The organism is Thermococcus sp. (assembly GCF_027052235.1).
GTDB lineage: Archaea > Methanobacteriota_B > Thermococci > Thermococcales > Thermococcaceae > Thermococcus.
The window spans coordinates 12910-36021 of sequence record NZ_JALUFF010000050.1; the positions used below are offsets into that span (position 1 = coordinate 12910).

Consider the following 23112-nt stretch of genomic DNA (forward strand, 5'->3'; position numbering starts at 1 on the left):
GAACACTTCAGCTCCAGTTGTGGAAGACGGTGGTTTTAAGAGGGAGTTGGCAAAGGCCCTTCGGTGAGACCATGCTCGTCCATCACCTCTACTCCGGCGGGAAGGACTCAAGCTTAGCTGCATGGGTTCTCACGAGGCTCGGCTACGAGGTCGAGCTGGTGACCGTTACCTTTGGACTGCTCGACAACTGGCGCTTCGCGAGGGAGACGGCAAAAAGGCTCGGCTTCAAGCACAGGGTTCTCAAGCTCCCCGTGGAAGTCCTTGAAAGTGCTGTGGAGACCGCAATAAGGGACGGACACCCCAACAACGCCATCCAGTTCATTCACGAGAAGGCCCTGGAAGCCCTAGCCTCGATGCCAGATGTGGTGAGGGTTAGCGATGGAACTAGGCGGGACGACCGCGTTCCCTTCCTCGACCTTCCGAAGGCCCGCTCGCTGGAGGACAGGTTTAACGTCGCCTACATAAGGCCACTCCTCGGTCTCGGCTACAAGACGATTAGAGAACTTACGGAAAGGCTCTTCATCGTTGAAATCAGGGAGAGCGAAGAACTCCAGAAGGCCGACTATGAGGTGGAGCTGAGGCATCTCCTCAGGGAGAGGGGCATAGACCCGCTCGAAATATTCCCTAAAAGGCACTACCAGTCAAGGGTTCTGGGATGGAAATCCCTTTAAGCCATGCACCGGAGCAGACTCAGGTGGTTGTATGGAAATCCTCACGGTTCTTCCGAGGGGGCCGTTCTCCGGGAGGATTAAAAGGGTCGTACATGATGTTATCTCCAAAACTGAAGTCTCTGATGATACTATCGTTTTTTCTGAAAAAGTGACTGCCCAGTTTGGTATTTTTAGATCAGTTAGTAGTGTCCTCGTAGGTAGCAAAATATGGCGGGGGAGCCCAGGTTACCTTTCAGGCTGGCTGTTCAACACGTCGAGGGAATTTTCGCCGGATCAGAGGGTGGTTTCAGGGGAGCTCCCGTTGCCTTCTTCCCCCTATAGGGTTGAGATTTCCCCAAATGGCGCAGGACTGATCGAACTCCCGGGCTATAGACTGGATAACGGGGTGGTTATTCTTTACGTAACGCCGGAATATCGGTTTCATTTCCCAAGGGAAGTCCTGAACGCTGGGGACGTCGAGAACTATGCCCAGCTTTCCCTAAAGCCCACTCAAAATGGATTCAACGGGATCGTTGACGTGAACATAAGAAAGGGATACGCTGAGGTTATACTCAGGGGACGAGCCGTTGAGGATCAGGTGTTTCTCGATGAAAGGTCTGGAGACTTTACGTACAGGTTCATAAAAGACCCTCTGCTCGTAGTCTCTCACGAGAAAGTACTGTCACCCCAGGGCTTTCAAAAAGCGTTAAACGGATTCATGGGTCTAAGCGGACACGGTGATTTTACAATATGCCTGAAGGTTGGAAAACAGAAGGATGACATGACGTTCAGCGTTAGGCTGGGAGAAGAATAAAATCAGAGTTCGAGGCTGAGCCTTCTGACGACGGGGTTCTCGGCCTCTTCGGGCTTTATCTCCTCGATGCTCTCTATCCATATCTTGGTTCTCGGAACCCTGTGCTTGCTCCCAATCTCTGAGTAAACGAGCTCCTCAACATCTTCAGGCTTCAGCGCCCTGTACTCCTTCGTGAAGGGCTGTTTGTGAGTGCCCCTCTGGAATATTCCCTTAACGCGGTAGACCTTGACCTCCATCTTCATCCCCCCACCAATTTTTGGAGCCCTCTTTTAAGTTTTTTCAGAGGAAACCGAGGGCCTCCTCGATCTTCACGATCTCCGGGCCCGTTGTGAGGTGCCCTACGACGACGCCGTGGGAGTTGGCCAGCATGCACGAGCCGACGAAGGGAACTCCCATGTTGGCGGTTCCAACGTAAACATCGACCTTGAAGAGGTCGCGGAGCCACTCAAGCTCCTCATCGGTTGCCTCGGGGTGGACGAGACCGCCCCTGTTGGTCACAACGCCAACGCTCCCGACCGCTGTGTAGTCCGCTATAACGCCCCTCTCGGCCTCAATCCCGAGTATCTCGCCTATTTTCTTGGCCTCCTCGCGGGTGAACTCCTTGCTGACGAGTGCCCCCCTGTCGTTTGCCAGAATCAGGTTTCCAAAGGCGGTCAGCCTGCTCTTGAAGGGCACGACTTCCATGTCTATGCCGAGCTCCCGGAGGGAGTTCTGGATGTGCTCCAGCTCGGTGTCCCAGATGTACCACGGGACTATTATAGCATTCGAGTTTCCAGCCGTGAAGATGCCCACTATGCGGGACTTCATGACGCTCGTCTCTATGATCGGAACCTTGAGGACGTCCCTAATTACGTCAAGCTTCTTCTCACCCAGCCCCTCCCTGAGGAGGACTACCCTATCGCTCGCAAACCCGTAAACTCCAAGGTATGGTGAGTTCTCAAAATCGAGCCTCTCAATGTGCATCTCGTCACCTCGGAAAAATTGTTGGGTCAGGCGAGGGAGACCCTGGCAACCCTCTTGCCTTCCCTCTCCTCAACGACGACCTTGACGCGGAGCTTGTTGGGGGGCTTCTCCGCTCCGCGTTCCCAGATCTTCTCGTTGACGTCGGTGCCTATTATGACGTCCTCTGCCTTGGCGTGCCTCGCCACCCACTCGCGGACGAAGCGAACAGCTCTCGGTGCCCTCTTCCAGCGCGGAACGCGCTTCTTTATCTTCCTGATGGGAACGACGAATATTACCTCACTTCCGGGCTCAATCATCCGAACCACCTCACTCCTTCAGCTTGGTTCTCCTCCAGTGCCTCCTCTTCGGGTGGGTGAGAACCTTCCTGTTCGTTTTAACGATGACCCACACGGGGATGCGCCTGTTCTGCTTGTTAGCCTTTGCAAGCCTGAGCTTCTTCGCCAGTGGCTTGTTCCTAGCCATGATAACACCTCCGTAACTGTAATGCCTGTCCTTGCTTTGAGGATGCGTTTTTAAGCTTTTTCGTGGGGAAGAAAAGGGGGTTCAGAACCTCCTCCTGAGGAGCAAGAGGGGCAGAACCGCCAGTGCAACGAGCAGTGCGGGCCCGCAGGTGCTCTTAGAACTGCTTCCGAGCTGGTACTTGAACTCGACCTTGTCCGGGACCTTTGACATCAGCTCCTGATAGTCCTTCAGAGGGGTGCCGTAGCGGAGGAAGACCTCGCTCCTGATGACCACCTCGGAGTCGCTGACCTTCTCAACCTTCAGGATTATCCTGTTGCCGTTGGAGCTTACCTCGATGTCCTTCGGGATTTCAACGAACTTGGCTCCTTCTGAAAGGACGAACCTCGTGACCTTCGTCTCGTTTATGCTTGCGTCGAGTCTGTTGAGGAACTGCATTGTTCCTAGCTCAAGCTTGGGGTCGTAGGCGTAGATGTAGGTGCCGTTGACTTCCTTGGTGAAGTTCTGCAGAACGAAGTGGTACTCAACGATGAGGGGCCCGGTGGAGTTGAGGTTCAGAATCCTGACCTTCCCGCTCCTGACTGTGATTCCCTCCTTCTGGAAGGCCTGGGCGTACCTCTGGTAGAGTCCCTGCTCGGCCTTGTCAACGCCCTGATAGGATATCTGGATTTTGAGGTAGTTCACGTAGGACTCGGGTTCGAGGTACTTCTCAACGCTGTCAAACACCGTCTGGTTCTTTCCGACGGTTATGTTGTTGAATATCTGCATCTTCCAGAGGGTCGCGTTCTCCTTCCCCGGTTTCCCCCGATATTGGATCACGAAGGCCCTCGGCTTTCCGTATATCTTCTGGATGTCGGCGTAGCTCACCCCCTTCGCGAAGTATATGACCGAGTGTATCACCACATCGCTCCCCTTTCTGGAGACGGCGATCTTCACGTAGCTCCCGTTGGAGGTCGCGCTGTAGTTCTCTGGAAGGAGGGTAACCTCCGCACCCTCGGGGAGATGAACGGTGAAGGTGTTCTCAAGCGTCACGCTACCGTTTATCTTCGTCGGGTCAATCTGGTAGAGGTCGGCAACCCTGAGGACGTCAAGGGATATCTCCCATACCCCGTCGTAGGAGTAGTACCTTGCGAAGTTCGGGATGTAGCCCCTAACTATCGTCTCAAGCGGGCCGGTGGAGTTGTAACCGAGTATCTCGGCCGTGGCGTTCTCCATCTTGAGGCCCTGCTGGGCGAGCTTCTGTGCCGTCTGGCTGGCAAAAAGTCTCGTGGCGTTCTCTATCCCAACGTCGAGTATGCTCTCCTTAGTCCTGTTGAGCAGGTCAGCCGGGCCGTAGAGGATTGTATCGAGGGTGACGTTAGCACCGCCGTCCCATGAGACCCAGTATTCCTCCTTTTGAACCTCGTGGAATCCATCAGCAGAAGCCGAACCGGCCAGCAACCCCAGAACAACGAAAAGAACCATCAACAGACCACTTTTCCTCATGACTATACCTCCATCTTCCCTGTCGCTAAAAACGGCCCGGACTTATTAAGCTTTGCCCAGTGGAAGAAGTTTATAAAGGGCTGGGCCAATATGCGTTAGGTGACTCAAATGAAGACCGAACGCGCGAAGGAGATACTCCTTCAGCTCTTGAAAATCCCCTCTCCGTCCGGCCAGGAAGACAGGATAATGCTTCACATCATGGAGTTCCTCCACAAGCTCGACTACGACGTCCACATCGAGAGCGACGGCGAGATAATCGACCTTGTTGTAAACCCCGATGCAGAGCTTTTCTACGAGGTTCACGTCGATACGATACCTATAAGGGCAGAACCCTTCGTCAGGGGCAACATAATCTACGGAACCGGGGCGAGCGACATAAAGGGAGGAGCAGCGGCAATACTCCTCATGATGGAGAGCTTGAGGAAGGAAGGTAAAGACCTGAACGTTGGCGTCGTCTTCGTCAGCGACGAGGAGCACGGTGGGCGTGGCAGTGCCCTCTTCATGGAGCGCTATAGGCCAAAGATGGCCGTCGTGCTCGAACCTACTGACCTTGAAGTCCACATAGCTCATGCCGGCAACATAGAGGCCTACTTCGAGGTTGATGGGAAAGAGGCCCATGGCGCCTGTCCGGAAAGCGGGGTCAACGCCATAGAGGAGACCTACAAGATGCTGGAGGAGCTCAAGAACCTTGAACCATTCAAGCAGAAGGGTAAGTACTTCGACCCCCATATAGGCATCCAGGAGCTTCTCTGCGAGAATCCGGTTTACCTCATCCCGGCCCTCTGCAGGGGAAGGCTTGAGGCCAGGCTCCTTCCAAACCAGGAAGTCGAGGACATACTCGACATGCTCGACCCAATCCTAGACGAGTACACAAAGAGCTACGAGTACACCGAGATATGGGACGGCTACGAGCTCGAACCGGATGAAGAGATAGTTGTTCTCGCTAAAAAGGCGATGGAAAAAACCGAGATAGACGAGTTCGGTGGTATGAGGAGCTGGACTGATGCTATAAACTTCATGTACAACGGGACAAGGACGATAGTCTTCGGCCCGGGTAACCTTGACATTTCCCACACCACCCACGAGAGAATAGACGTCAGGGACGTTGTCACTGCCAGCGAGTTCCTCAAGGTTCTCAACGAGATTTACGGTAGCGAGTGAGGGCAGGTTTTATTGAGCTGAACCCCCACCAGTAACTGGTGGGGCCTTCACCACTCAGGAACGGAGCGCCCTCTCTATGACGGGGTCTGTTATCCGGTACTCGTTCCCCCTCTTTTCTAGGTAGCCATAGCGGACGAGATTCTTTATCTCGGTGTTAGAGAGTCCCCTTGTTGATCTCCCGGTCCTCTATCCTCTCAATGTATTCCTTTATTGCCCTCCACGAGCGGTAGCCTTCAGCAACGGCCGCCACGATGCGGAGATACCTTGGCGAGTACCGCGAAAGCTCGTCTATTATGTCCCTTTTTGCCCTCTGGAAGACCTCTTCAATTGCAGTCGTGTGATCCTTTCCCCTGTATTTCATCCATCCGTATTCCCTAAGCCACCCAACGATGCCGTCAAGTGCCTCAACGGCACTTTCCAGCTCCCGCTCTGGAACCCTCATCCCGAGCTCTTCAAAACCCCTCCTCAGGTAGAGGAGGCTTTCGCCCCTGCTGAAGCGCTCGAGGTGCATTATCTCGTGCTCCCTTTTGTAGAGGGGAGTGCCTGTCGTTGAATTCCAAAAATTCCTCGAGTATCTGAACTTCCGATCCCGTTAGAATTACGGTTATGTTCTCGTAGCCGTCGTTTAAGGATGCAAGGAGCGCCGTGTAGTCGTAGTTTGAATACCTCAGGTACTGGGCCTCATCGAAGACCCATACTGTATAGGGGGTGCCAACATATTTGAGCGTTGTTGCTCTGGAACGGTCATGAGTCATGATGTGCTCTTATCCGAGGAGTTTTCTTCCTCACCCTTCTCCTTCACCCAGAACCTTCTCGTCCTTATAAACTGCCTCTCGCGCTCCATGAGGGCAACCAGAAGGGCGTCCCCTTTATACTGTGCCAGAAGCCTCGCTGCCGTGTCCGGCCCCGTCCCGTAGCTGGCCAGAGCCAGAACCGCCTCGAAGCCGTAGGAATCAACCAGGTCAGCCGCTTTCAGCAGTTTTCTGTAGGTTCTCTCCTCCTTTTTCTCCAGCGACTTTCCGTGGCGAACCTTCTCCAGAACGGGCAGGAACTCCTCCGCATCGATAGGATGGGCAACGGCGAGCATCTTCGAGCCGCAGCGCGGGCACTCCCTGTCTTTGATGTTTCTCAACCTTGAGACCTTTGTCTTCGAGTGCCAGCCGCAGTTAGTACATACCAGAACGACCTCGTGGTCGAGCAGCCTCTTCCTGAAGAGCTCAAGGATTTCGTCCCTCTCAAGGGCCCCGCTCAGGAGGAACTCGCCCCCAACGGTCATGTTGAGACTCGCCAGCGTCGAGGGTTCTCCCCTGAGGGAGGTTTTCACGCGCAGAGAACCGGCTTTCAGCATCTCAAGGACGAGCTTTCCCTTGCTTACATCGACCTTGTCGTGGTAGAGCTCGTTGAGGGTTTCCCTCTCAATTACCGTCCCCTCGAAGAGCCTCTCAACGCGCCTTATCCTTGCTTCTCTTCTCAAAGCCCCGAAGCGCTTCGCGACGTTCAGCATTCTCCATCTGTAGGCGTGGGAGTCGCGGAGGGAGCGGGCGACTATTGGCTCCAAGCTATCCGGCTCCCCGTAAAGGTAGCGCTTCACCTCCTCCGGGTTCAGATGGAAGGGCGTTTTGAAAACGACGGCATGTGCCTGGCTCCTCATTGAGAAGACCTTTCCGTAGGTGAGGCTCAGGAGTGAGTACACAAGCCTACCGAGGGCCTCGTTTGCCCTGTTGCCGAAGTCCGCGTGGATTACCAGGGCTTTTGGGGTGCTCTCCACAACGATGTCCCTGTCGGTTGAGAAGGGCTCGTCCCGTATTTCCTCAATCGCCCTCCTCAGTTCTTCCTCCTCGAACTCGACTCCCTTTAAAAGATCCTTCGCCTTCTCAAAGTCAAAGGCCAGCTCCCTCTTCAGCCTTCCGACGGTGAAAGCGACCTCAAAGGGAACGGGAATCATCTCGCCCTCCCAGCTCGGTATTGCACTTTCGAGGCTCTTGCTCTCGCGGACTTTGATGAGTTTTGCATCATCGTCAATCTTGAGCACTATCCAGCTCCGCCCGTTCATCACGAACTCCATGCCCTCCTCAAGGTCCATCACGAAGCTCTCGTCCAGTCTGCCTATGACGTGCCCGCTCCCTGCATCGAAGACCCTCCAAGAAACTTCATCCGGTATCGTGGAGAGGTTCTCGTAGTAGTACTGGAAGGCTCCCCTCCTTAGGTAGAGGAGGCCCTTTTCTTCGTCGTAGCCTATCAGCCTAGAATCTTCTAAAACCTTCAGGACGTCGAGGTAGTCTTCCCAGCTCAGATCCCTGTAAACGTATGCCCTCCTCGCTATCTCGTAGGGCCTCTCGCGGGGAAGCCTCTTATGCTCGATGAGGAGGCCGACTATGAAATGGGCCAAAACGTCGAGGCCTCCAATGGGCTCAACGGCCTCAAAACGGCCTTCTAAAGCCATCTTCGCTATGACCAGGCTCTGGAGGTAGTCCTCCACGTTCGTCGCTATGATGTAGGCCTCGCTCACCTCGCCTATCCTGTGCTTAGCTCTACCGGCGCGCTGAACCAGACGATTGACCTGGCGCGGGCTCATGTACTGAATAACGACGTCTACATCTCCAATGTCTATGCCGAGCTCCATCGATGAAGTGCATATCAGCGCTTTGATTTTCCCCTCCTTGAGCGCTCTCTCCGCCCTTATCCTGGCCTCCTTGGCGAGGGAACCGTGGTGAACCTCCACGGGCTTTCCCCAGGCCTTCAACCGGTGGGCTAAAATCTCGGCGAACTGGCGCGTGTTGGTGAAGATGAGGGCTTTCCCGTGCCTCTCGACGATATCCCAGAGTAGTCTTAAGCGAGACGCTATCTCCGGCGAGAGGCTCAGCTTTCTCGCGAGCTCCTCGTCTTCTCCGCTTGGTTCTGGATATAGGATGTGGAAGCGGTAGCTCTTCCTCCAGGAGGGCTTCACTATAACGTCCGCTTTGAGCCACTCCCTCACCTCATCCTCGTTGCCGACCGTCGCGGTCATGCCGATCCTCTTGAACTCGGCTATCTCCTCTAAACGCTCAAGGTTGAGGAGAAGTTGAGCACCGCGCTTGTTGTCCACGAGCTCGGCTATCTCGTCAACTATAACGAACTTAACGTTGGATAGGTGTTTTCTGAGTGATTTAACCGTCAGGATAACTCCGAGCGTCTCGGGGGTGATGATGAGCATCTGAGGAGGGTTTTTGACCTGTTTCGCCTTCCTGTAGGCCGAAGTGTCGCCGTGCCTCACCTCAACGCTTATCCCTAGCTTTCTCCCCCACCATTCGAGCCTGTCGAGGAGGTCTCTGTTTAAGGCTTTGAGAGGAGCTATGTAGAGGGCAGAAATCGGCTTAAGGTTCTCCTCAAGGATTTCGTTGAAGACCGGAAGGACTGCCGCTTCCGTCTTTCCCGAGCCGGTTGGCGCTATAACCAGAACGCTCTTTCCCAAGCTAACCTCCCTGAAGGCATCCTGCTGGAGGCGGTTCAGCCTGCCGAACTTCTCTTTAATGGCCTTCCTGAGGAGGGGGTACATGGTGTGAACTTTATCTGTGAGTTTATAACCCCTACCGCTAAGCTTATAAAGCGATATATCGTTCGACATATCGGTGAAGAGATATGATCGTTGAGAGGAACGGTGAAACCTACGACCTGAGCTATGCAAAAAGGGCCATGCTGGTTGTTGTCATTTTGCCACTCCTCGTCATGTACACCGAGGCAATGCTCACACCGGCTTTGCCCACCATCCAGAGGGAGTTCGCGATAAACCCGAACGACGTCAGCTGGGTTCTTACAATCTACCTCCTCGTTGGAACGGTGAGCGTTGCCCTGTTTGGAAAGCTAGGCGACATGTACGGGAAAAAGAAGATGTTCCTCATCGCGTTAGCCTTCTACACCACCGGCGTCATACTGAACGGCTTCGCGCCGAGCTTCCAGTGGCTTCTCGTTACGAGAGCCATTCAGGGCTTTGGAATGGCGATATTCCCGCTCGCTTTTGCCCTCGTTAGGGAGGAGTTTCCGCCCGAGATGGTTCCCCAGGTTCAGGGAATGATAAGCGCGATGTTCGCGGTAGGTATGGTCATCGCACTACCCCTCGGCGCTTGGGTTACCCAGAACTGGGGCTGGCGCTGGACGTATCACTCCGCTGCGCCATTCGCGGTTCTCATGTTCTTCCTCGCGTGGAAGGTTTTGAGGGAGAGCCGTTACATAAACCCGGGAAAGGTTGACTGGATCGGTGCTGTTCTCCTGACGGTAGCCGTTGTCCCGGCCCTCGTGGCCGTTACGAGAGCACCTAACGTCGGCTGGACTGCCAGGGAGACCCTGGCACTCTTCGCGGTGGCCCTCATTGGTACTGGACTCCTGGTTCTATGGGAGAGGAAGGTCGAGAACCCGATAATCCCGCTCGGGATAATAACCGCTAGAAACCCCTCCATAGTTAACATCGGGATAATGTTCGCGGCCTTCGGCATCTCAATGATGAGCCAGGCGAACACCTACATCTTCCAGATGAAGCCACCCTTCGGCTTCGGGAAGACCATTCTCCAGAGCGGAATACTCATGACGCCGATGGCTCTAGTGATGCTCATAGTTGCCCCAATAGCCGGAAAGCTCATGCCGAAGGTCGGTGCAAAGCCCGTCGCCTTAACCGGTGCGCTCACCGCGGCCATCGGTTTGGGAATCCTGTCGAAGTACGCCCCCCAGCTTCCACCGAGCCACCTCTGGGCCTTCGTGGGGCTCATAACCTTAGTCGGAACGGGAATAACGCTGATGAACATCTCCCTAATCAACGTGCTGGTCTTTTCGGTTCCGCCGAGGGTTATGGGAGTGGCAACCGGAGCGAACAGCCTCTTCAGAAACTTCGGCTCGACATGGGGGCCGGCCATCGCTGGCACCATAATGAGCACCTACTACATCCTCTTCCACCCGCCCGGAGCTCCACCTTGGGTCAAGATTAAGATCCCGACCACAAAGGCCTACGAGGTGCTCTTCGGAACTTCGGCCGTCATATTCCTGCTCCTTGCCCTGCTGATCTTGGCAATCCGGGAGGTCATGAAGGGCGGGAGGATTCATGAGGTCGAGAACGGTGGGGAAAAGGACGTTGTAGTCGAGCCCGCTTAAGCTGGCCCATGCAGTTTATCACGCTATAATTCTTTCTTTTCTCCCAAAACGTTCTTTAACACCTCCTTCTTGCAATCTGCCGGCAGACGGCTCTCTGGAACTCTTTAACAACCGAAAGTTAGTATTTAACATTAAGTCACGATTTAAATTAAATTTGTAACGAAAATCTTTCGAAAACAGGAAATGGAACGGGAGGAAGCTGAAAACTCTCCAAATCCGAACGTAACCGTTTTTTTGAAGATTTTGGGGTTCCAAAATGGACTAGTCGCTAATCAAACCCTGATGAAGTCTCCGGAAGTTTCATGTACATAGGTGTGCATTAAGATGGGGCGGTGCTCTTGGAAGCCAGTTCCCTGGTTAACGCCTTAGATGCCCCCTGCTTAAACCTCTCTCAGGGCCTGTTTAAGACCCCTTTGAGGAAAAGCTTATAAGATTCGAGTGTTTTTTATTTCTCTGTTGGGCGAACGGAGGAAAAAGTCGCCCTGTTGCAATAAGACTTTAGGAGAATTGAAACTGTTATCCGCCTCCTCGGCGAGATAGAGCACGTTCTCGTTGCAATAAGACTTTAGGAGAATTGAAACCTGTGGGGACGTTCAGGGATGTCGTGGGAGCTAGGGGTTGCAATAAGACTTTAGGAGAATTGAAACCGTTTACTACGAGTATAGGATTAACAGGTCAGATGTTCGTTGCAATAAGACTTTAGGAGAATTGAAACGGAGCGGGGGGGTGGGTTTTTTCTTCCCTGTACGCTGGTTGCAATAAGACTTTAGGAGAATTGAAACTCGAGGAACGGGAAAAGCAACAGAACATTGAAACGGTTGCAATAAGACTTTAGGAGAATTGAAACGGGGCTGGGTGGCCTCGCTCTGGTGATTAGGAAGGGGGTTGCAATAAGACTTTAGGAGAATTGAAACAAAACCCATGTAGAACTCGACACAACATCCAATCCAAGTTGCAATAAGACTTTAGGAGAATTGAAACTCACCTTAACCCGGCCCTTCTCTGTCTCTTTCAGTCAGCGTGTTGCAATAAGACTTTAGGAGAATTGAAACCCTTCAGGGTCTGGGGGTCAAAAATTAACCCTACCCGGTTGCAATAAGACTTTAGGAGAATTGAAACGAGGTAGAGATAAACACTGCGGTCATGAGAATCACCTGTTGCAATAAGACTTTAGGAGAATTGAAACAAGAACGAGTACGACCCAGACAAGGTTCCTGAGTACGTGGTTGCAATAAGACTTTAGGAGAATTGAAACCAAGCGGACGCACCACCTTTTCTAAGTGATGATGAGTTGCAATAAGACTTTAGGAGAATTGAAACTTCGTGGAAGAGGGCTGGTTCAAGCCGTCCTTTGACGTTGCAATAAGACTCTTAGGGAAATGGATCATAAGCTGAGAGTCGTCTGAGCACGACGAGTAAGCTCAGATTCTCCAAGGGATGCCCTCAAAAAGCCCTTGAAAGAAGCCCTCCCAGGAAGACGAACCACGATAGTATGAAGATTGCCCCGATGAGCTCGGGAATCGCGAGTCCCCCAAAGAGATTGAGTTTAACTATCGTCAGCATTGAGAGCAGCGTCAAAAAGGAAAGTGCGCTCCACAGGTAGCCAAGCTCAAGGCCCTTCTCACCGAGCTTGAAGCCGACGATGGCTATGTCCGCCAGAGCAAGGAGGTAAAACAGAACCGCCGAGGGAGCATGGTAGGGCAACTCCTCAGGAAAGAGGCCCACAAGGAAGAGAAAAACCATGGCAAGGGGCATGAGGTAAGACAAGCCGTTCCTGAAGGCTGCATAAGCAGGAATAAACGCAAGAACCGCGAATCCCATGAGAAAGCCGTTGAAGTACCACCTGGCCGGGTTCTTCAGGGAACCCATGTCGCTGAAGGCGTTGTTCTGGAGAGAGAACCACGGGTTATGGGCTATGACAAGCGTTATTGACAGGGCAAAGACGAAGGGAAGTGAGATTGCTATGTACGGGGCGGGCCTGAGGAGGTTCATCTTCTCAGCACCCCTTCCTTCCCGGCTCCTCCCCGAATATCGCTTTATAAATTTTCTTGAACTCCTCCCATGAGCCCCTTATTACAGGGTGCTTCGGGATGAAGGGTATCTCGTCCTCGGGAAGCGTTGAAAGCTCGAAGGTACCGATTTTCTTCGCTATGGCCACTATCTCCTCCTTGTCCATGCCTATCAGCGGGCGGTAGATTGGCAAATCGCTCGCCTGGCTGACGATGTACATGTTCTCAAGGGTCTGGCTCGCCACCTGACCGAGGGAGTCGCCCATCACTATGCCCTTCGCCCCGAACTCCTTGGCTATTCTGTCGGCGTTCCTCACCATCATAAACTTGCACATCACGCAGGTGTACTTCTCCTTCTTCATTTCTTTGAGCTTTTGGATTATCCTATCGCGCTCCTTTGGCTTCACAACTATCAGCTCGGCCTTTCCGCCGTAGTGGTACTTTTTGAGCTGGTTCCATATCTTTCTGACCTTTTCAAGGGTCTTCTCCCCCATGTAGATGTGGACTGGAATAACTTCAACGCCACGCTTCATCATGAGGAATGCCGCCACTGGGGAGTCTATTCCACCGCTCAGCAGGGCCACGACCTTTCCCTGCGTTCCTATCGGCAAACCGCCCCACGCCTTAATCTTGTCCACGAAGACGTACGCTCTGCCCTCCATCAGCTCCACTCCAACCTCGATGTCGTAGTCGTGCAGGTCAACTTCGCTCTCCTCGTTCTCAAGGATGTACTCGCCGACCTTCGCCTGTATCTCTGGGCTCTTGAGCGGGAACTCCTTGGTTATCCTCCTCGCGGTGACCCTGAACTTGGGCTTCTCAAGGCCGAGCTCGCGCTTTTTCCTCCTGAAGAGCTTGAGGGCGGTTCTGTTTATCTTTCCCAGCTCAGCCTCAACCTCCATCGCCGGCGAGAGCGATACTATGCCGAAGACCCGCTGAAGAACCTCCACCGCTTCCTTTGCCCTGTTGGTCCTCACGAGAACCCTGCCGTGCTTGGCCTCGACCTTTTTAAACTCAATCCCCTCGCTGACAAGAGCCTCGCGTATGTTGTTCATTAGTATGTTCTCGAACCATCTCCTCGTCTGCCTCGACTTCGTGCCTATTTCACCGTATCTGACGACAACCACGTTCATCTTTCATCCCACCGGGCTTATCGGGTGAGGCAACCTGACAACTATCTCAACGTACTTCTGGATGACGGTGTAGAGGACGAGCGACATCAGGTAGGAGGAGAGGAGTATGAGCTCGTTCATCTCAAAGATGTGACGGGCGAGCTCCTTGGCCCTCGGCGTCGCGTCCACTATGGTTCTCATGTAGCGCGCCTTCCACCTCTGGTTCATCACGAGGAACGCAACGAGGAAGAGAACCCCAACTAGGCCCCACATCTTTCCGAAGGCGAGCATAAGGAAGAGCGTCGTTGCCATCACGAGCCATCCGCCTATGAGGCCGAGCAGTATTACGAACTCTATCATATTCCTCCCACTCCCTTTCCCCGCCGGGGCATAAAAACGTTTAGACGAACTTCACAACATCGGTCGACCCTTTCCTCCTCTTCCGGGGCCTCACCTCGTCCCTTGGATAGCCCACCGGAATGACGCCGACAAGGTAGTAGTTCTCGTCGAGGCCCGCCAGCTCCCGGACTTTCTCCTCTATCCCTTGAAAGTTCGTCACGCCGATGTAGACCGTGCCGAGGCCGAGTTCAGTCGCTTTCAGCATGAGGTTTTGAATGGCCATCGCCGCGCTCTCGACACTCCATATGAACTCGACCTCGTCGAACTTCCTTCCATTTAGGAATCGGACGCGCCTGTCTATGAAGACCGCTATGTAAACCGGCGCCCTGTACATGCCCTCCTCGTACATCCTACTTTTGAGCTTCTCCATCTTATCCTCCGGCAGGTTGACGGCGCGGTAGTATTCGACCATTCCCTCAGCTATCAGGTCGTAGAGCTTTTTTCTGGCTTCTTCGCTCCGGAACACTACAAAGAGCCAGTTCTCAAGACCGCTCGCTGTAGGGGCCCTTATGGCGCTCTCCACGAGCCTGAGGATTGTCTCCTCGCTGAGGGGTCTCTCATCGAAATACCTCACAGATGTCCTCCGCGCTATGGCCTCATCCAGCTCCATACAACCACCGGGCTAAGTGCTCACCGGACTTAATCACCTTTTCCAAAACCAAAGGTTTAATAGAACCCGCGAGTAGTTCCAGCGGTGGAATTATGTACGGATGGAGAGGAAGGCTCGGCCTTATAGTTCCCTCATCGAACACAACAATGGAGATGGAGCTCCACACGTATCTGCCCCACGGTGTTTCCCTCCACACTGCTAGAGTTCCGCTCAGGAACGTCAACGAGCAGGAACTGATCAGCATGAACGCTCTGGCCGTTGAAGCCGCGAAGCTCCTTAAGGATGCCGGCGTCGAGCTGATACTCTACGGGTGCACGAGCGGTTCGTTCATAGGCGGAAAGGACTACGAGAAGGAGCTTGAGGCAAAGATAGAGGACGAGGTTAACGTTCCGGTTGTGAGCACGAGCACTGCCGTTGTGGAGGCCCTCAAAGTACTCGACGCCCAGTCAATTTTAGTAATAACCCCCTACACCGACGAGATAAACCAGAGGGAAAAGGAGTTCCTTGAAGCCAATGAGTTTGAGGTTCTTGACATAAGAGGCCTTGGAATAGAGGACAACACCCAGATCGGGAAGCTTGAGCCCTACGAGGCCTACCGCCTTGCGAAGGCCAGCTTTATCGAGGAAGCCGACGCGATATTCATAAGCTGCACGAACCTGAGAACGTTCGAGATAATCGAGCCCCTTGAGGAAGACCTGGGAATCCCTGTCGTTACCAGCAACCAGGCCTCGCTCTGGCTTTCCTTGAGGGAAATGGACGTCATGGAGAAGATACCTGAACTGGGAAGGCTCTTCACCGAGTACTGAATTTTAATTTTTGCCGAAACTCTTTTAAGAGTGCTCCCTTCACTATTCCTCAGTTACTCACTGATGGTGATACACATGATCGGGCTCCTCGACGAGGCTAGAAGGCTCTCAATGTTCACAGCTTACAACACGAACGTTGACGCGATAGTCTACCTCAGGGGAGAGACCGTTCAGAGGCTGATAGACGAGTTCGGGGCCGAGGCAGTAAAGAAGAGAATGGACGAGTACCCGAGGGAGATAAACGAACCACTGGACTTCGTTGCCAGACTCGTGCACGCGCTCAAGACAGGAAAGCCAATGGCGGTTCCCCTCGTCAACGAGGAGCTCCAGGGCTGGTTTGATTCGCACTTCAAATACGACGTCGAGAGGATGGGCGGACAGGCGGGGATTATAGCAAACCTTCTCGCAAACCTCGACTTCAGCAGGGTGATAGTCTACAGTCCTCATCTCGCGAAGAGGCAGGCCGAGCTCTTCGTGCCAAAGGCCAACCTCTTCTATCCCATTGTTGAAGACGGCAGGCTTGTTCTAAAGCACCCGCGCGAGGCCTACCGCCAGAACGACCCGGTTAAGGTCAACAGGATATTCGAGTTCCGTGCCGGGACGACCTTCAGGCTGGGGGACGAGACCGTGACGGTTCCCTTCTCCGGCCGCTTTATAGTCTCGGCGAGGTTCGAGAGCATAAGGATATACACCGAGGAGAGGCTCAAGCCCTTCCTTCCCGAGATAGGCCTTATGAGCGACGGGGCAATACTCTCGGGATATCAGGGCATAAAGCTCCGCTATTCCGACGGAAAGGACGCAAACTATTACCTGAGGGAAGCTAAAAAGGACATACTCCTCCTCAAGCGCGAGAAGGACATAAAGGTCCACCTTGAGTTCGCCTCAATCCAGAACCGCGAGCTCAGAAAGAAGGTCATCTACAACCTCTTCCCGCTCGTCGACAGCGTTGGAATGGACGAGTCCGAAATAGCCTATGTGCTCAACGCCCTCGGCTACCCGGAGCTGGCCGAGAGGATATTCACCTACAACAGGATAGAGGACACCGTCCTTGGTGGCAAGATACTCATCGACGAGATGAACCTTGAGGTTCTCCAGATACACACCATATACTACCTCATGTACATCGCCCACGCCGGCAACCCGCTTGGCGAGGATGAGCTGAAGAGCAGTCTGGAGCTCGCAACGACCTTGGCCGCGGCGAGGGCATCTCTCGGTGAAATCCGCTCGCCTGAGGACTTTAAAGTAGGTCTCAGCGTCCCGTACAACGAGCGCGGTGAATACGTCAAGCTACGCTTTGAGGAAGCGAAGAGGAGGCTCAGGACAAGGGAGTACAAGATAGTGATAATCCCGACGAGGCTCGTCAAGAACCCGGTCTCGACTGTAGGCCTCGGCGATACAATCTCAACCGGGGCATTCACCAGCTACCTTGCACTTCTGAGGAGAAAGGACGCGCTTTGATTTTCTTAAGTTTACTCAATCAGCTCCTCTATCAGCCGGGCCTTCTCCTGGGCCTTCCTCAGGTGTTCAACTGTGACCTTGGTGTATATCTGCGTCGTGGAGAGGTTTGAATGGCCCAGAAGCTCCTGAATGGCCCTTATGTCAACGCCCCTTTCGAGCATGTGAGTTGCAAAGCTGTGGCGGAGCCTGTGGGGGGTCACCTCAACTCCAGCCTTCTCGCCGTACTTCTTGAGGAGATGCCAGACTGTCTTGGGCGAGAGCCTGTCCTTCCTCTTCCGCCTGTCCTCGACTATGAGGTACTCGCTTTCATCCTTCCTTGTGCCGAGGTAGTCCCTTATGGCATCGCTCAGAAAGGCCGGAATAGGGACCACCCTGTCCTTAGCACCTTTTCCCCCGCGCACAACTATGAGATTCCTCTCAAGGTCAACATCAGACCTCTTCAGGTTGCAGAGCTCGCTGACGCGCAGACCGGCACCGTAAAGCAGGAGAACGATAAGCCTGTCCCTCTTCTTTGTCGGGGGAATAGCTGAGAGGAGCCTCTTAACTTCCTCCCTTGTTAGGGCCTTTGGCAGACTCCTCGGAACCTTGGGCGGTTTGAGCTTTTCCGCCTCCTCATCCGCTCCTTCAAAGCGGAAGTAAGCGCGCAAGGCCTGAACGACAAGGTTCAGACTCCTGTTTGAGTAGCCCTCCCTCCTCAGCCGGGCCAGAAAGCGGAGGGCGGAGCGCGCGTTTAGCGTTCCCCTCCATTCAAGGTATCGCCTGACGTAGTAGGAGTACATCCTAACCGTGTTGGGGCTCTTGCCCTCAAGGTCGAGGTAGGTCTCGAACTCCTCAATGATTTCAGAGCTCGTTGAGGTTCACCTCGGCGTCCTCTACGACCTCGGGCTTTTCCGGCTTTTCCTGTCCTTCTGCAACCTCTCTGCTCTCCCCTTCGGCCTTCTCCTCAAGGCTTTCCTTAATGGAGAGGCTCAGGTAGACCGTTCTCATGAGCTCCTCTATGAGCTCGTAGTCCTCGGCGAAGACATAGCCCTGCCCGACGATAACCTTTCCGGCAAGGCCGAGCTTTTCAACGGCTATTGCAAATATTCTCTCGTCGGGAAGAGGCTCCGCCGGAAAGAGGTTGCTCCACGCCTCTTCGAGCTTCATCGGCTGTATCTTTTTCTCAAGTAACTCCTTCAATGCCTCGTTCTCCCTCCTCAGGGCCTCGCTCTCCCTCGTGAGTTCCTCGTATTTCCTCCCGAGCTCTTCGTGCTCCCTGTATAGAGCCTCGTACTGGCCGGCCAGCTCGTCGTACCTGCCCTTGATGTCGAGCAGCTGTTTCCTCAGCTCCATGTACTCCGGCAGAACCTGAAGGCTCTTTAGGCCTGCCCTCACGAGGGTGTTCCTGAGCTCCTTCCTGACAAGTTCTACATCAACGTGTTCTAAGTCGTGGCCGAGGGGGAGCTTCATCCTCTCTATGTGCCCGACCATCTGGCTCAGCTCGTTGAAGAGCCTCTCGGCGAGCTCCCTGCCAACTCTGTCCGCGTCGGTCGCTATTATGAGCAAATCCGCGCCTGCCGCGGCGCTCTTGGCTATCTCAACGTTGGTCGTCGGGATTATCGAGGAAATCGTGATGTTGTACTCGCTCCCGAGTGCAAGCCCCTGGAGAGCTTTACTGACGACCTCAACGTCGCTCGCGCCCTCGACCAGAATCCTGACGTCAACTATCGCCATGTCCATCACCTAAAGGAGTTTTCCCGACCAGTTTAAAAACTTCTCTTAAACCTCAATCTCAAGCTCTGGCCTCTCAAGGATGACCCCCTTTCCAGGGAGCAGGGAGATGCTCAGGGCGTGGATTTCAACGCCGGCCTTCTCCGCCTCCCTCAAAAGCCTCGCTATCTCGGGATCGCCCCTCTCGTAGGGCCTGAACTTTTCAACACCTGGCATGGCCCCAATGAAGAATATCATCGCCCCTTTTCCGGCCTTTTTAAGCTCGATAAGTTCTCTTATGTGCTTTTGCCCCCTCGTTGACGGGCAGTCGGGATACATCGCGTATTCTCCGCGTTTTCCGCCCCTCAAAACTGCACTCTTCATCTCGGCATAGGTTTCTCCACCCGGGCAGTCGAAGAGGTAATCGAGGCGAGAGCTCCCCACTTTAACCTCCTTTCGCTTTATCCTGCAGTCTTTGAGCCAGGGAACCAATCCGAGCTCAACGGCCCTCTCGAAGGCTTTGGCCTGAGTTCTCGTGTCTATCACGGCCCCCTTTCCCTCCAAGTCCTCGAAGGCAACCAGAACGAAGTCGGTCTTTCCGCTGGTTTTCGGAAGGCAAAAGGCTTTTCTCCCCGGGATCATGAACTCCTCCAAGCGACCGGTGTTTGTGACGAGGGCTTTTCTGGTTTCCCCGTTTACATCAACTAAGGCCACGAAGCGGTTGAGCCTCTCGATGAAGGTGCATGGAACGGTGTTCAGTTCGAGCAATACCGGCTTTTTCATGTGGTTTACTAGACCGAAAGGCGTTTTTAAGTTTAGGGCAATCTTAAGCGGTGGTTCGATGCTACCGGAAGAGTTCATCCGCTACGCCTTCGAGGAGAGGGTGGCTGGAATAAAGAAGCTCGCCGAGGGGAAGTTCGGGCCGGAGGCTCTGATAGGCTTCACCAGACACAACGCCGCTATAATAACCTGCGGTAAAGCCGGAGTAAACGGCTCGATAAAGGGAATCGGCTTCATCCACCGTGAGGATCTTCTCGCGGAGACGATAGGGAAGCTGAGGGAAGAGCTGAGGAGGCCCTACAACCCAAGGGAAGCCCTCGAATTCCTCCTGAACGAGATATACGTCCGCGAGAAGATAGACTTCACGAAGTTCGTCTCCCTTGAGCTCGCGAAAAAGCACACGTGGCAGAACGTTATTTCGGGGAGCAGAGAGGCGACGATACTCTTCTTCACGCCACCGAGTACTTCCTACGAGGTTCGCTGTGAGGTCGAGGTTCACGAGGGAGATGAGATATGGGAGTACACCAACGCCGTCCACGACGTCTTTCACAGGCCCAAGAAGCCGAGGGACTGGAGTAAAACGCCGGCGTATCTCTTTAAAATCCGCGAGATTTACGACAACGGGGAGAGGGCGATGGGGGTGAGAATCTACCCCTAGATAAAGTTTTATTCAGAAGAGACTGTCTGACCGTTGATGGACTGCTCTCGCCCTTGGAAAACCTTAAATATCTGCCCCCCAACATTCAGACGGAAATCTAAACGGAGGCGGTGGCCATGGTGGATTTTGAACTGCTCAAGAAAATCGTTGAGGCTCCGGGCGTTTCCGGATACGAGTTTCTGGGAGTAAGGGACGTTGTGATAGAGGCTTTCAAGCCCTACGTCGACGAGATAAGGGTCGACAAGCTCGGGAACGTCATAGCCCACAGGAAAGGAAACGGCCCAAAGGTAATGCTCGCTGCTCACATGGACCAGATAGGCCTAATGGTTACTCACATCGAGAAGAACGGCTTTCTCCGCGTTGCCCCCGTTGGAGGCGTTGACCCGAGGACTCTGATAGCCCAGAGGTTCAAGGTCTGGGTTGACAAGGGGAAGTTCATCTACGGCGTCGGTGGCTCGGTTCCCCCGCACATCCAGAAGCCAGAGGAGAGGAAGAAGGCACCGACCTGGGAGCAGGTTTTCATCGACATCGGAGCGGAGAGCAGGGAAGAGGCCGAGGAGATGGGAGTTAAGATAGGAACCATTATCACCTGGGACGGCAGGCTTGAAAGACTCGGGAAGCACCGCTTAGTTAGCATAGCCTTCGACGACAGGATAGCCGTCTACACCCTCGTTAAGACAGCTCAGGAGCTTGAGAAGAGCGACGCCGACATCTACTTCGTCGCAACCGTCCAGGAAGAGGTGGGCCTCCGCGGTGCTAAAGTTTCTGCCTTCGGTATCGACCCCGACTACGGCTTCGCCATAGACGTTACAATAGCAGCTGACGTTCCCGGCACTCCTGAGCACAAGCACATAACCGAGCTCGGAAAGGGAACTGCGATAAAGATCATGGACCGCTCGGTGATCTGCCACCCGACGATAGTCAGGTGGATGGAGGAGCTGGCGAAGAAGTACGAGATACCCTACCAGTGGGACATCCTCACTGGAGGAGGAACCGACGCAGGTGCAATACACCTGACTAAGAGTGGTGTGCCAACCGGGGCGATAAGCGTTCCAGCGCGCTATATCCACTCGAACACGGAAGTGGTTGACGAGAGGGACGTTGATGCCGGTGTCAAGCTGATGGTCAAGGTTCTTGAGCACATCGGCGAGCTTGAGCTCTGACCCTACCTTAAATTTTTAAACACTCCACACCAATATTTTCCAGTAGAGCACAAGGGTGTCCATGGATGAAATCAAGAACCCTCGAATTTCCGTTCTCAGGGGACTGGGACGCGGTAAGGTGGGTAACGTCCAAACCGGTTGAACTCCTTCGCTCCCTTCCCTTTGAGGGTGAAGTTACGGGAGAGGGACCGCTCAGGGCGAGAATTTCCCTAAGGAGAAGGTTTCTCAGGTTCGACTTTGAGGGCTCCCTTGAGGTGACCTTTGCGGACTCCACTGCAACCTACGTGATGAAGGGCTTTAAGGGCCTGCTCATACTCTCCTTCTCCGTTGAGGATGAAAGGCTTATCTCAAGGGCCTCCGCCGACCTCGTCGAGCGCTTTCTCGGAAGGAAGCTCTCCGAGCTGGCGAGGGGCTTCGGGCTGGCCGTCTGCAGGTTCGCGGAGAGTTATAGAGAGATAGAGGGAGTCCTCCTGCCCCTTGGCGGTGAGGAGTTCTACGTGAGGAACCTGACGGGGGAAAAGTTGCCCCATCTTGTAAGGCACCTGCGCTTCTCAACAGGTCTTAGAAGCTTTGAGATTGTTGGAGAGGGCGAAACGGGGAAGTTCGTCATTAAGGTTAAGGACGACTCCGTTGAGAACGTTGAGCACCACAACTCCTCAGGGAGCGCTATTGTTGAGGTTGGAAAGTCCCTCCTTGAGGTCAATGAGGAGGACTTCGGGGGGCTTGAAATAAAGGGAGAGCACAGGATTACCCTTCGCCGGCTCCCCTAACTTCCCCGGGCTTCTTCTCAATTTTCCAGAACTCGTAGGCCAGAAAGGCCAGCGCCATGGCCAGACCGCCGACGACGAAGGGCCATCTGGACGGGAGAGGAAGCCCCCTGTGCCACCTGTGAAGGAGGTAGTTCTGGTAGAGGAAGAGGTAGCCGAGCCACCATATCAGGAGGGCCTCGATGACGTATTCGATTATCTTCCACTCCTTCTCCTCCATTTCAACCACGGGAAAGGTTAAAAGAGAGGTGTTAAAACCCTTTCCCATGAGTGAACCCGGTTTGGAGTACTTCCCCTACGAACCAAGGGAGCACCAGCTTGAGTTCATCGAGCTCGTTAGGGAATCTGCAGAGAGGGGAGAGAACGCCATAATCGAAGCGCCAACCGGCTTTGGGAAGACGATAAGCGTTCTGGCCGGAGTTCTCCCCGTTGCCAAAGAGCTCGGCCTCAAGGTTCTCTACCTCGCGAGGACTCACAGGCAGATGGACCGCGTTATAGAGGAGCTGAAGGCGATAAACGCCAAGAGCCCGGTTTCAGGTGTCGAGCTGAGGAGCAGAAAGGAGCTCTGCCTCCACAGCTACCTAAGGGAGTACACGAGCGACGCCTACACAGCTATGGTCGTCTGCAGGAACCTGAAGAAGCTCGGGAAGTGTCCCTTCTACGAGAACGAGAAAAAGAAGAAGGCCGAGTTTGACGAGCTAGTTCGCTTCTTCCTTCAGGAGCCGAGCCATCCGGCCGAGATATTGAGCTATGCAGAGACCCTCGAACTCTGCCCCTACGACCTGACGAGAAAGATAGCCGAGAAGGCCGACGTTATAGTGGCGAGCTACCTGTACGCCCTCAACCCGAGCATAAGGGAGAGCCTGATGAGCTCGCTGGGCATCGATTACTCCGACCTGATAGTGGTCTTCGACGAGGCCCACAACCTTCCCGATCAGGCTATCTCAGCTTTGAGCGACAGGCTGAGCATAAACGCCGTGAACAGGGCCATCAAGGAAGCTGAAGAGTACAACG

The 23112-nt window shown here is 54.0% G+C and carries 26 protein-coding genes and 1 CRISPR repeat array; of the genes, 10 read left to right on the forward strand and 16 right to left on the reverse strand.

Translation table 11 applies throughout. The features are described 5' to 3' along the window. The first annotated feature begins 71 nt into the window (after positions 1 to 71). Entirely contained in the window at positions 72 to 671 is a 600-nt protein-coding gene (locus MVC73_RS05875) for an asparagine synthase-related protein (protein WP_297508226.1), read from the forward strand. Between the two features lie 31 nt (positions 672 to 702). Next, positions 703 to 1464 carry a hypothetical protein gene (locus MVC73_RS05880; protein WP_297508229.1) on the forward strand — a complete coding sequence of 254 codons (762 nt, stop codon included), beginning with the start codon at positions 703 to 705 and terminating at the stop codon, positions 1462 to 1464. Between the two features lie 2 nt (positions 1465 to 1466). Here MVC73_RS05880 and rpl18a read toward each other — a convergent pair whose 3' ends face one another. From rpl18a to MVC73_RS05905, 5 genes are all read right to left on the reverse strand, one after another. Continuing rightward, positions 1467 to 1700 carry a 50S ribosomal protein L18Ae gene (rpl18a, locus tag MVC73_RS05885; RefSeq protein ID WP_297508290.1) on the reverse strand — a complete coding sequence of 78 codons (234 nt, stop codon included), beginning with the start codon at positions 1698 to 1700 and terminating at the stop codon, positions 1467 to 1469. A 43-nt stretch (positions 1701 to 1743) separates the two neighbouring features. Further along, a complete protein-coding gene (locus MVC73_RS05890; protein WP_297508232.1) occupies positions 1744 to 2427 on the reverse strand; it encodes a translation initiation factor IF-6 in 684 nt (227 codons plus the stop codon). Positions 2428 to 2453: 26 nt separating this feature from the next. Further along, on the reverse strand, positions 2454 to 2723 hold the full coding sequence (locus tag MVC73_RS05895; protein WP_297508235.1) for a 50S ribosomal protein L31e: 270 nt from the start codon (positions 2721 to 2723) through the stop codon (positions 2454 to 2456). A gap of 10 nt (positions 2724 to 2733) precedes the next feature. Further along, positions 2734 to 2889: a 50S ribosomal protein L39e gene (locus MVC73_RS05900; protein WP_297500949.1), complete on the reverse strand. Its 156-nt coding sequence runs from the start codon at positions 2887 to 2889 to the stop codon at positions 2734 to 2736. Between the two features lie 81 nt (positions 2890 to 2970). After that, positions 2971 to 4350: a CGP-CTERM sorting domain-containing protein gene (locus MVC73_RS05905; RefSeq protein WP_297508238.1), complete on the reverse strand. Its 1380-nt coding sequence runs from the start codon at positions 4348 to 4350 to the stop codon at positions 2971 to 2973. A 129-nt stretch (positions 4351 to 4479) separates the two neighbouring features. Here MVC73_RS05905 and MVC73_RS05910 point away from each other — a divergent pair, with 129 nt between their 5' ends. Next, entirely contained in the window at positions 4480 to 5532 is a 1053-nt protein-coding gene (locus tag MVC73_RS05910; RefSeq protein WP_297508293.1) for a M20/M25/M40 family metallo-hydrolase, read from the forward strand. A gap of 154 nt (positions 5533 to 5686) precedes the next feature. On the opposite strand, the gene MVC73_RS05915 is transcribed toward MVC73_RS05910, so the two are convergent. Genes MVC73_RS05915 through MVC73_RS05925 form a run of 3 tightly spaced genes read right to left on the reverse strand, consistent with a single transcriptional unit; the run spans position 5687 to position 9067 of the window. Continuing rightward, positions 5687 to 6043, reverse strand: coding sequence for a hypothetical protein (locus MVC73_RS05915; RefSeq protein ID WP_297508240.1), 357 nt, complete (start codon positions 6041 to 6043; stop codon positions 5687 to 5689). Continuing rightward, entirely contained in the window at positions 5985 to 6287 is a 303-nt protein-coding gene (locus MVC73_RS05920) for a hypothetical protein (protein ID WP_297508243.1), read from the reverse strand. The genes MVC73_RS05915 and MVC73_RS05920 overlap by 59 nt, the downstream gene beginning before the upstream one ends. Continuing rightward, positions 6284 to 9067: a DEAD/DEAH box helicase gene (locus MVC73_RS05925; RefSeq protein ID WP_297508246.1), complete on the reverse strand. Its 2784-nt coding sequence runs from the start codon at positions 9065 to 9067 to the stop codon at positions 6284 to 6286. Before MVC73_RS05925 ends, MVC73_RS05920 begins: the two co-directional genes overlap by 4 nt. Before the next feature lie 83 nt (positions 9068 to 9150). Here MVC73_RS05925 and MVC73_RS05930 point away from each other — a divergent pair, with 83 nt between their 5' ends. Further along, positions 9151 to 10650 (forward strand): MFS transporter, encoded by a 1500-nt coding sequence (locus MVC73_RS05930; RefSeq protein WP_297508249.1) that lies wholly within the window; start codon positions 9151 to 9153, stop codon positions 10648 to 10650. A gap of 484 nt (positions 10651 to 11134) precedes the next feature. Then, a CRISPR array of direct repeats spans positions 11135 to 12036; the repeat unit is 30 nt; unit sequence GTTGCAATAAGACTTTAGGAGAATTGAAAC. Positions 12037 to 12093: 57 nt separating this feature from the next. On the opposite strand, the gene MVC73_RS05935 is transcribed toward MVC73_RS05930, so the two are convergent. From MVC73_RS05935 to MVC73_RS05950, 4 genes are read right to left on the reverse strand one after another with little or no spacing between them, the layout of a single operon-like run. Then, positions 12094 to 12642: a DUF998 domain-containing protein gene (locus tag MVC73_RS05935; RefSeq protein ID WP_297508254.1), complete on the reverse strand. Its 549-nt coding sequence runs from the start codon at positions 12640 to 12642 to the stop codon at positions 12094 to 12096. Positions 12643 to 12646: 4 nt separating this feature from the next. Beyond that, the gene (thiI, locus tag MVC73_RS05940; RefSeq protein ID WP_297508257.1) at positions 12647 to 13789 is read right to left on the reverse strand and encodes a tRNA uracil 4-sulfurtransferase ThiI; all 1143 of its coding nucleotides are present in this window, start codon (positions 13787 to 13789) and stop codon (positions 12647 to 12649) included. Between the two features lie 3 nt (positions 13790 to 13792). Beyond that, positions 13793 to 14128, reverse strand: a complete 336-nt coding sequence (locus MVC73_RS05945; protein ID WP_297508260.1) for a hypothetical protein — start codon at positions 14126 to 14128, stop codon at positions 13793 to 13795. Positions 14129 to 14168: 40 nt separating this feature from the next. After that, on the reverse strand, positions 14169 to 14777 hold the full coding sequence (locus MVC73_RS05950; protein WP_297508263.1) for a nitroreductase family protein: 609 nt from the start codon (positions 14775 to 14777) through the stop codon (positions 14169 to 14171). Between the two features lie 92 nt (positions 14778 to 14869). Here MVC73_RS05950 and MVC73_RS05955 point away from each other — a divergent pair, with 92 nt between their 5' ends. Together MVC73_RS05955 and pfkC are read left to right on the forward strand one after the other, a co-directional pair. Beyond that, a complete protein-coding gene (locus MVC73_RS05955) occupies positions 14870 to 15583 on the forward strand; it encodes an aspartate/glutamate racemase family protein (RefSeq protein ID WP_297508266.1) in 714 nt (237 codons plus the stop codon). 75 nt (positions 15584 to 15658) lie between these two features. Further along, positions 15659 to 17041, forward strand: coding sequence for an ADP-specific phosphofructokinase (pfkC, locus tag MVC73_RS05960; RefSeq protein WP_297508269.1), 1383 nt, complete (start codon positions 15659 to 15661; stop codon positions 17039 to 17041). An 11-nt stretch (positions 17042 to 17052) separates the two neighbouring features. Here the strand turns inward: pfkC and xerA are convergent, their stop codons facing one another. The 3 genes from xerA to sfsA are packed head-to-tail and all read right to left on the reverse strand — an operon-like array spanning position 17053 to position 19513. Continuing rightward, the gene (xerA, locus tag MVC73_RS05965) at positions 17053 to 17880 is read right to left on the reverse strand and encodes a site-specific tyrosine recombinase/integron integrase (RefSeq protein ID WP_297508296.1); all 828 of its coding nucleotides are present in this window, start codon (positions 17878 to 17880) and stop codon (positions 17053 to 17055) included. 1 nt (position 17881) lies between these two features. Next, a complete protein-coding gene (locus tag MVC73_RS05970) occupies positions 17882 to 18754 on the reverse strand; it encodes a toprim domain-containing protein (RefSeq protein WP_297508299.1) in 873 nt (290 codons plus the stop codon). 45 nt (positions 18755 to 18799) lie between these two features. Then, positions 18800 to 19513, reverse strand: a complete 714-nt coding sequence (gene sfsA / locus MVC73_RS05975; protein ID WP_297508272.1) for a DNA/RNA nuclease SfsA — start codon at positions 19511 to 19513, stop codon at positions 18800 to 18802. Positions 19514 to 19571: 58 nt separating this feature from the next. Between sfsA and MVC73_RS05980 the strand changes: the two genes are divergently transcribed. The 3 genes from MVC73_RS05980 to MVC73_RS05990 all read left to right on the forward strand — a co-directional run bounded on the left by MVC73_RS05980 (position 19572) and on the right by MVC73_RS05990 (position 22101). Then, positions 19572 to 20168 (forward strand): hypothetical protein, encoded by a 597-nt coding sequence (locus MVC73_RS05980; protein ID WP_297508275.1) that lies wholly within the window; start codon positions 19572 to 19574, stop codon positions 20166 to 20168. A 116-nt stretch (positions 20169 to 20284) separates the two neighbouring features. After that, positions 20285 to 21331 carry a M42 family metallopeptidase gene (locus MVC73_RS05985; protein WP_297508302.1) on the forward strand — a complete coding sequence of 349 codons (1047 nt, stop codon included), beginning with the start codon at positions 20285 to 20287 and terminating at the stop codon, positions 21329 to 21331. Positions 21332 to 21396: 65 nt separating this feature from the next. Then, entirely contained in the window at positions 21397 to 22101 is a 705-nt protein-coding gene (locus MVC73_RS05990) for a hypothetical protein (protein ID WP_297508278.1), read from the forward strand. Here MVC73_RS05990 and MVC73_RS05995 read toward each other — a convergent pair. Then, the gene (locus MVC73_RS05995; RefSeq protein WP_297508305.1) at positions 22079 to 22318 is read right to left on the reverse strand and encodes a hypothetical protein; all 240 of its coding nucleotides are present in this window, start codon (positions 22316 to 22318) and stop codon (positions 22079 to 22081) included. The genes MVC73_RS05990 and MVC73_RS05995 overlap by 23 nt on opposite strands. A 46-nt stretch (positions 22319 to 22364) precedes the next feature. Between MVC73_RS05995 and MVC73_RS06000 the strand changes: the two genes are divergently transcribed. Next, a partial coding sequence (locus MVC73_RS06000; RefSeq protein WP_297508281.1) for a DEAD/DEAH box helicase family protein occupies positions 22365 to 23112 on the forward strand: 748 nt, incomplete at its 3' end.

Coding starts and splice junctions, on each gene's coding strand:
- MVC73_RS05875 (WP_297508226.1), top strand. CDS start 72: ATGCTCGTCCATCACCTCTACTCCGGCGGGAAGGACTCAAGCTTAGCT.
- MVC73_RS05880 (WP_297508229.1), top strand. CDS start 703: ATGGAAATCCTCACGGTTCTTCCGAGGGGGCCGTTCTCCGGGAGGATT.
- rpl18a (WP_297508290.1), bottom strand. CDS start 1,700: ATGGAGGTCAAGGTCTACCGCGTTAAGGGAATATTCCAGAGGGGCACT.
- MVC73_RS05890 (WP_297508232.1), bottom strand. CDS start 2,427: ATGCACATTGAGAGGCTCGATTTTGAGAACTCACCATACCTTGGAGTT.
- MVC73_RS05895 (WP_297508235.1), bottom strand. CDS start 2,723: ATGATTGAGCCCGGAAGTGAGGTAATATTCGTCGTTCCCATCAGGAAG.
- MVC73_RS05900 (WP_297500949.1), bottom strand. CDS start 2,889: ATGGCTAGGAACAAGCCACTGGCGAAGAAGCTCAGGCTTGCAAAGGCT.
- MVC73_RS05905 (WP_297508238.1), bottom strand. CDS start 4,350: ATGGTTCTTTTCGTTGTTCTGGGGTTGCTGGCCGGTTCGGCTTCTGCT.
- MVC73_RS05910 (WP_297508293.1), top strand. CDS start 4,480: ATGAAGACCGAACGCGCGAAGGAGATACTCCTTCAGCTCTTGAAAATC.
- MVC73_RS05915 (WP_297508240.1), bottom strand. CDS start 6,043: ATGCACCTCGAGCGCTTCAGCAGGGGCGAAAGCCTCCTCTACCTGAGG.
- MVC73_RS05920 (WP_297508243.1), bottom strand. CDS start 6,287: ATGACTCATGACCGTTCCAGAGCAACAACGCTCAAATATGTTGGCACC.
- MVC73_RS05925 (WP_297508246.1), bottom strand. CDS start 9,067: ATGTACCCCCTCCTCAGGAAGGCCATTAAAGAGAAGTTCGGCAGGCTG.
- MVC73_RS05930 (WP_297508249.1), top strand. CDS start 9,151: ATGATCGTTGAGAGGAACGGTGAAACCTACGACCTGAGCTATGCAAAA.
- MVC73_RS05935 (WP_297508254.1), bottom strand. CDS start 12,642: ATGAACCTCCTCAGGCCCGCCCCGTACATAGCAATCTCACTTCCCTTC.
- thiI (WP_297508257.1), bottom strand. CDS start 13,789: ATGAACGTGGTTGTCGTCAGATACGGTGAAATAGGCACGAAGTCGAGG.
- MVC73_RS05945 (WP_297508260.1), bottom strand. CDS start 14,128: ATGATAGAGTTCGTAATACTGCTCGGCCTCATAGGCGGATGGCTCGTG.
- MVC73_RS05950 (WP_297508263.1), bottom strand. CDS start 14,777: ATGGAGCTGGATGAGGCCATAGCGCGGAGGACATCTGTGAGGTATTTC.
- MVC73_RS05955 (WP_297508266.1), top strand. CDS start 14,870: ATGTACGGATGGAGAGGAAGGCTCGGCCTTATAGTTCCCTCATCGAAC.
- pfkC (WP_297508269.1), top strand. CDS start 15,659: ATGATCGGGCTCCTCGACGAGGCTAGAAGGCTCTCAATGTTCACAGCT.
- MVC73_RS05970 (WP_297508299.1), bottom strand. CDS start 18,754: ATGGCGATAGTTGACGTCAGGATTCTGGTCGAGGGCGCGAGCGACGTT.
- sfsA (WP_297508272.1), bottom strand. CDS start 19,513: ATGAAAAAGCCGGTATTGCTCGAACTGAACACCGTTCCATGCACCTTC.
- MVC73_RS05980 (WP_297508275.1), top strand. CDS start 19,572: ATGCTACCGGAAGAGTTCATCCGCTACGCCTTCGAGGAGAGGGTGGCT.
- MVC73_RS05985 (WP_297508302.1), top strand. CDS start 20,285: ATGGTGGATTTTGAACTGCTCAAGAAAATCGTTGAGGCTCCGGGCGTT.
- MVC73_RS05990 (WP_297508278.1), top strand. CDS start 21,397: ATGAAATCAAGAACCCTCGAATTTCCGTTCTCAGGGGACTGGGACGCG.
- MVC73_RS05995 (WP_297508305.1), bottom strand. CDS start 22,318: ATGGAGGAGAAGGAGTGGAAGATAATCGAATACGTCATCGAGGCCCTC.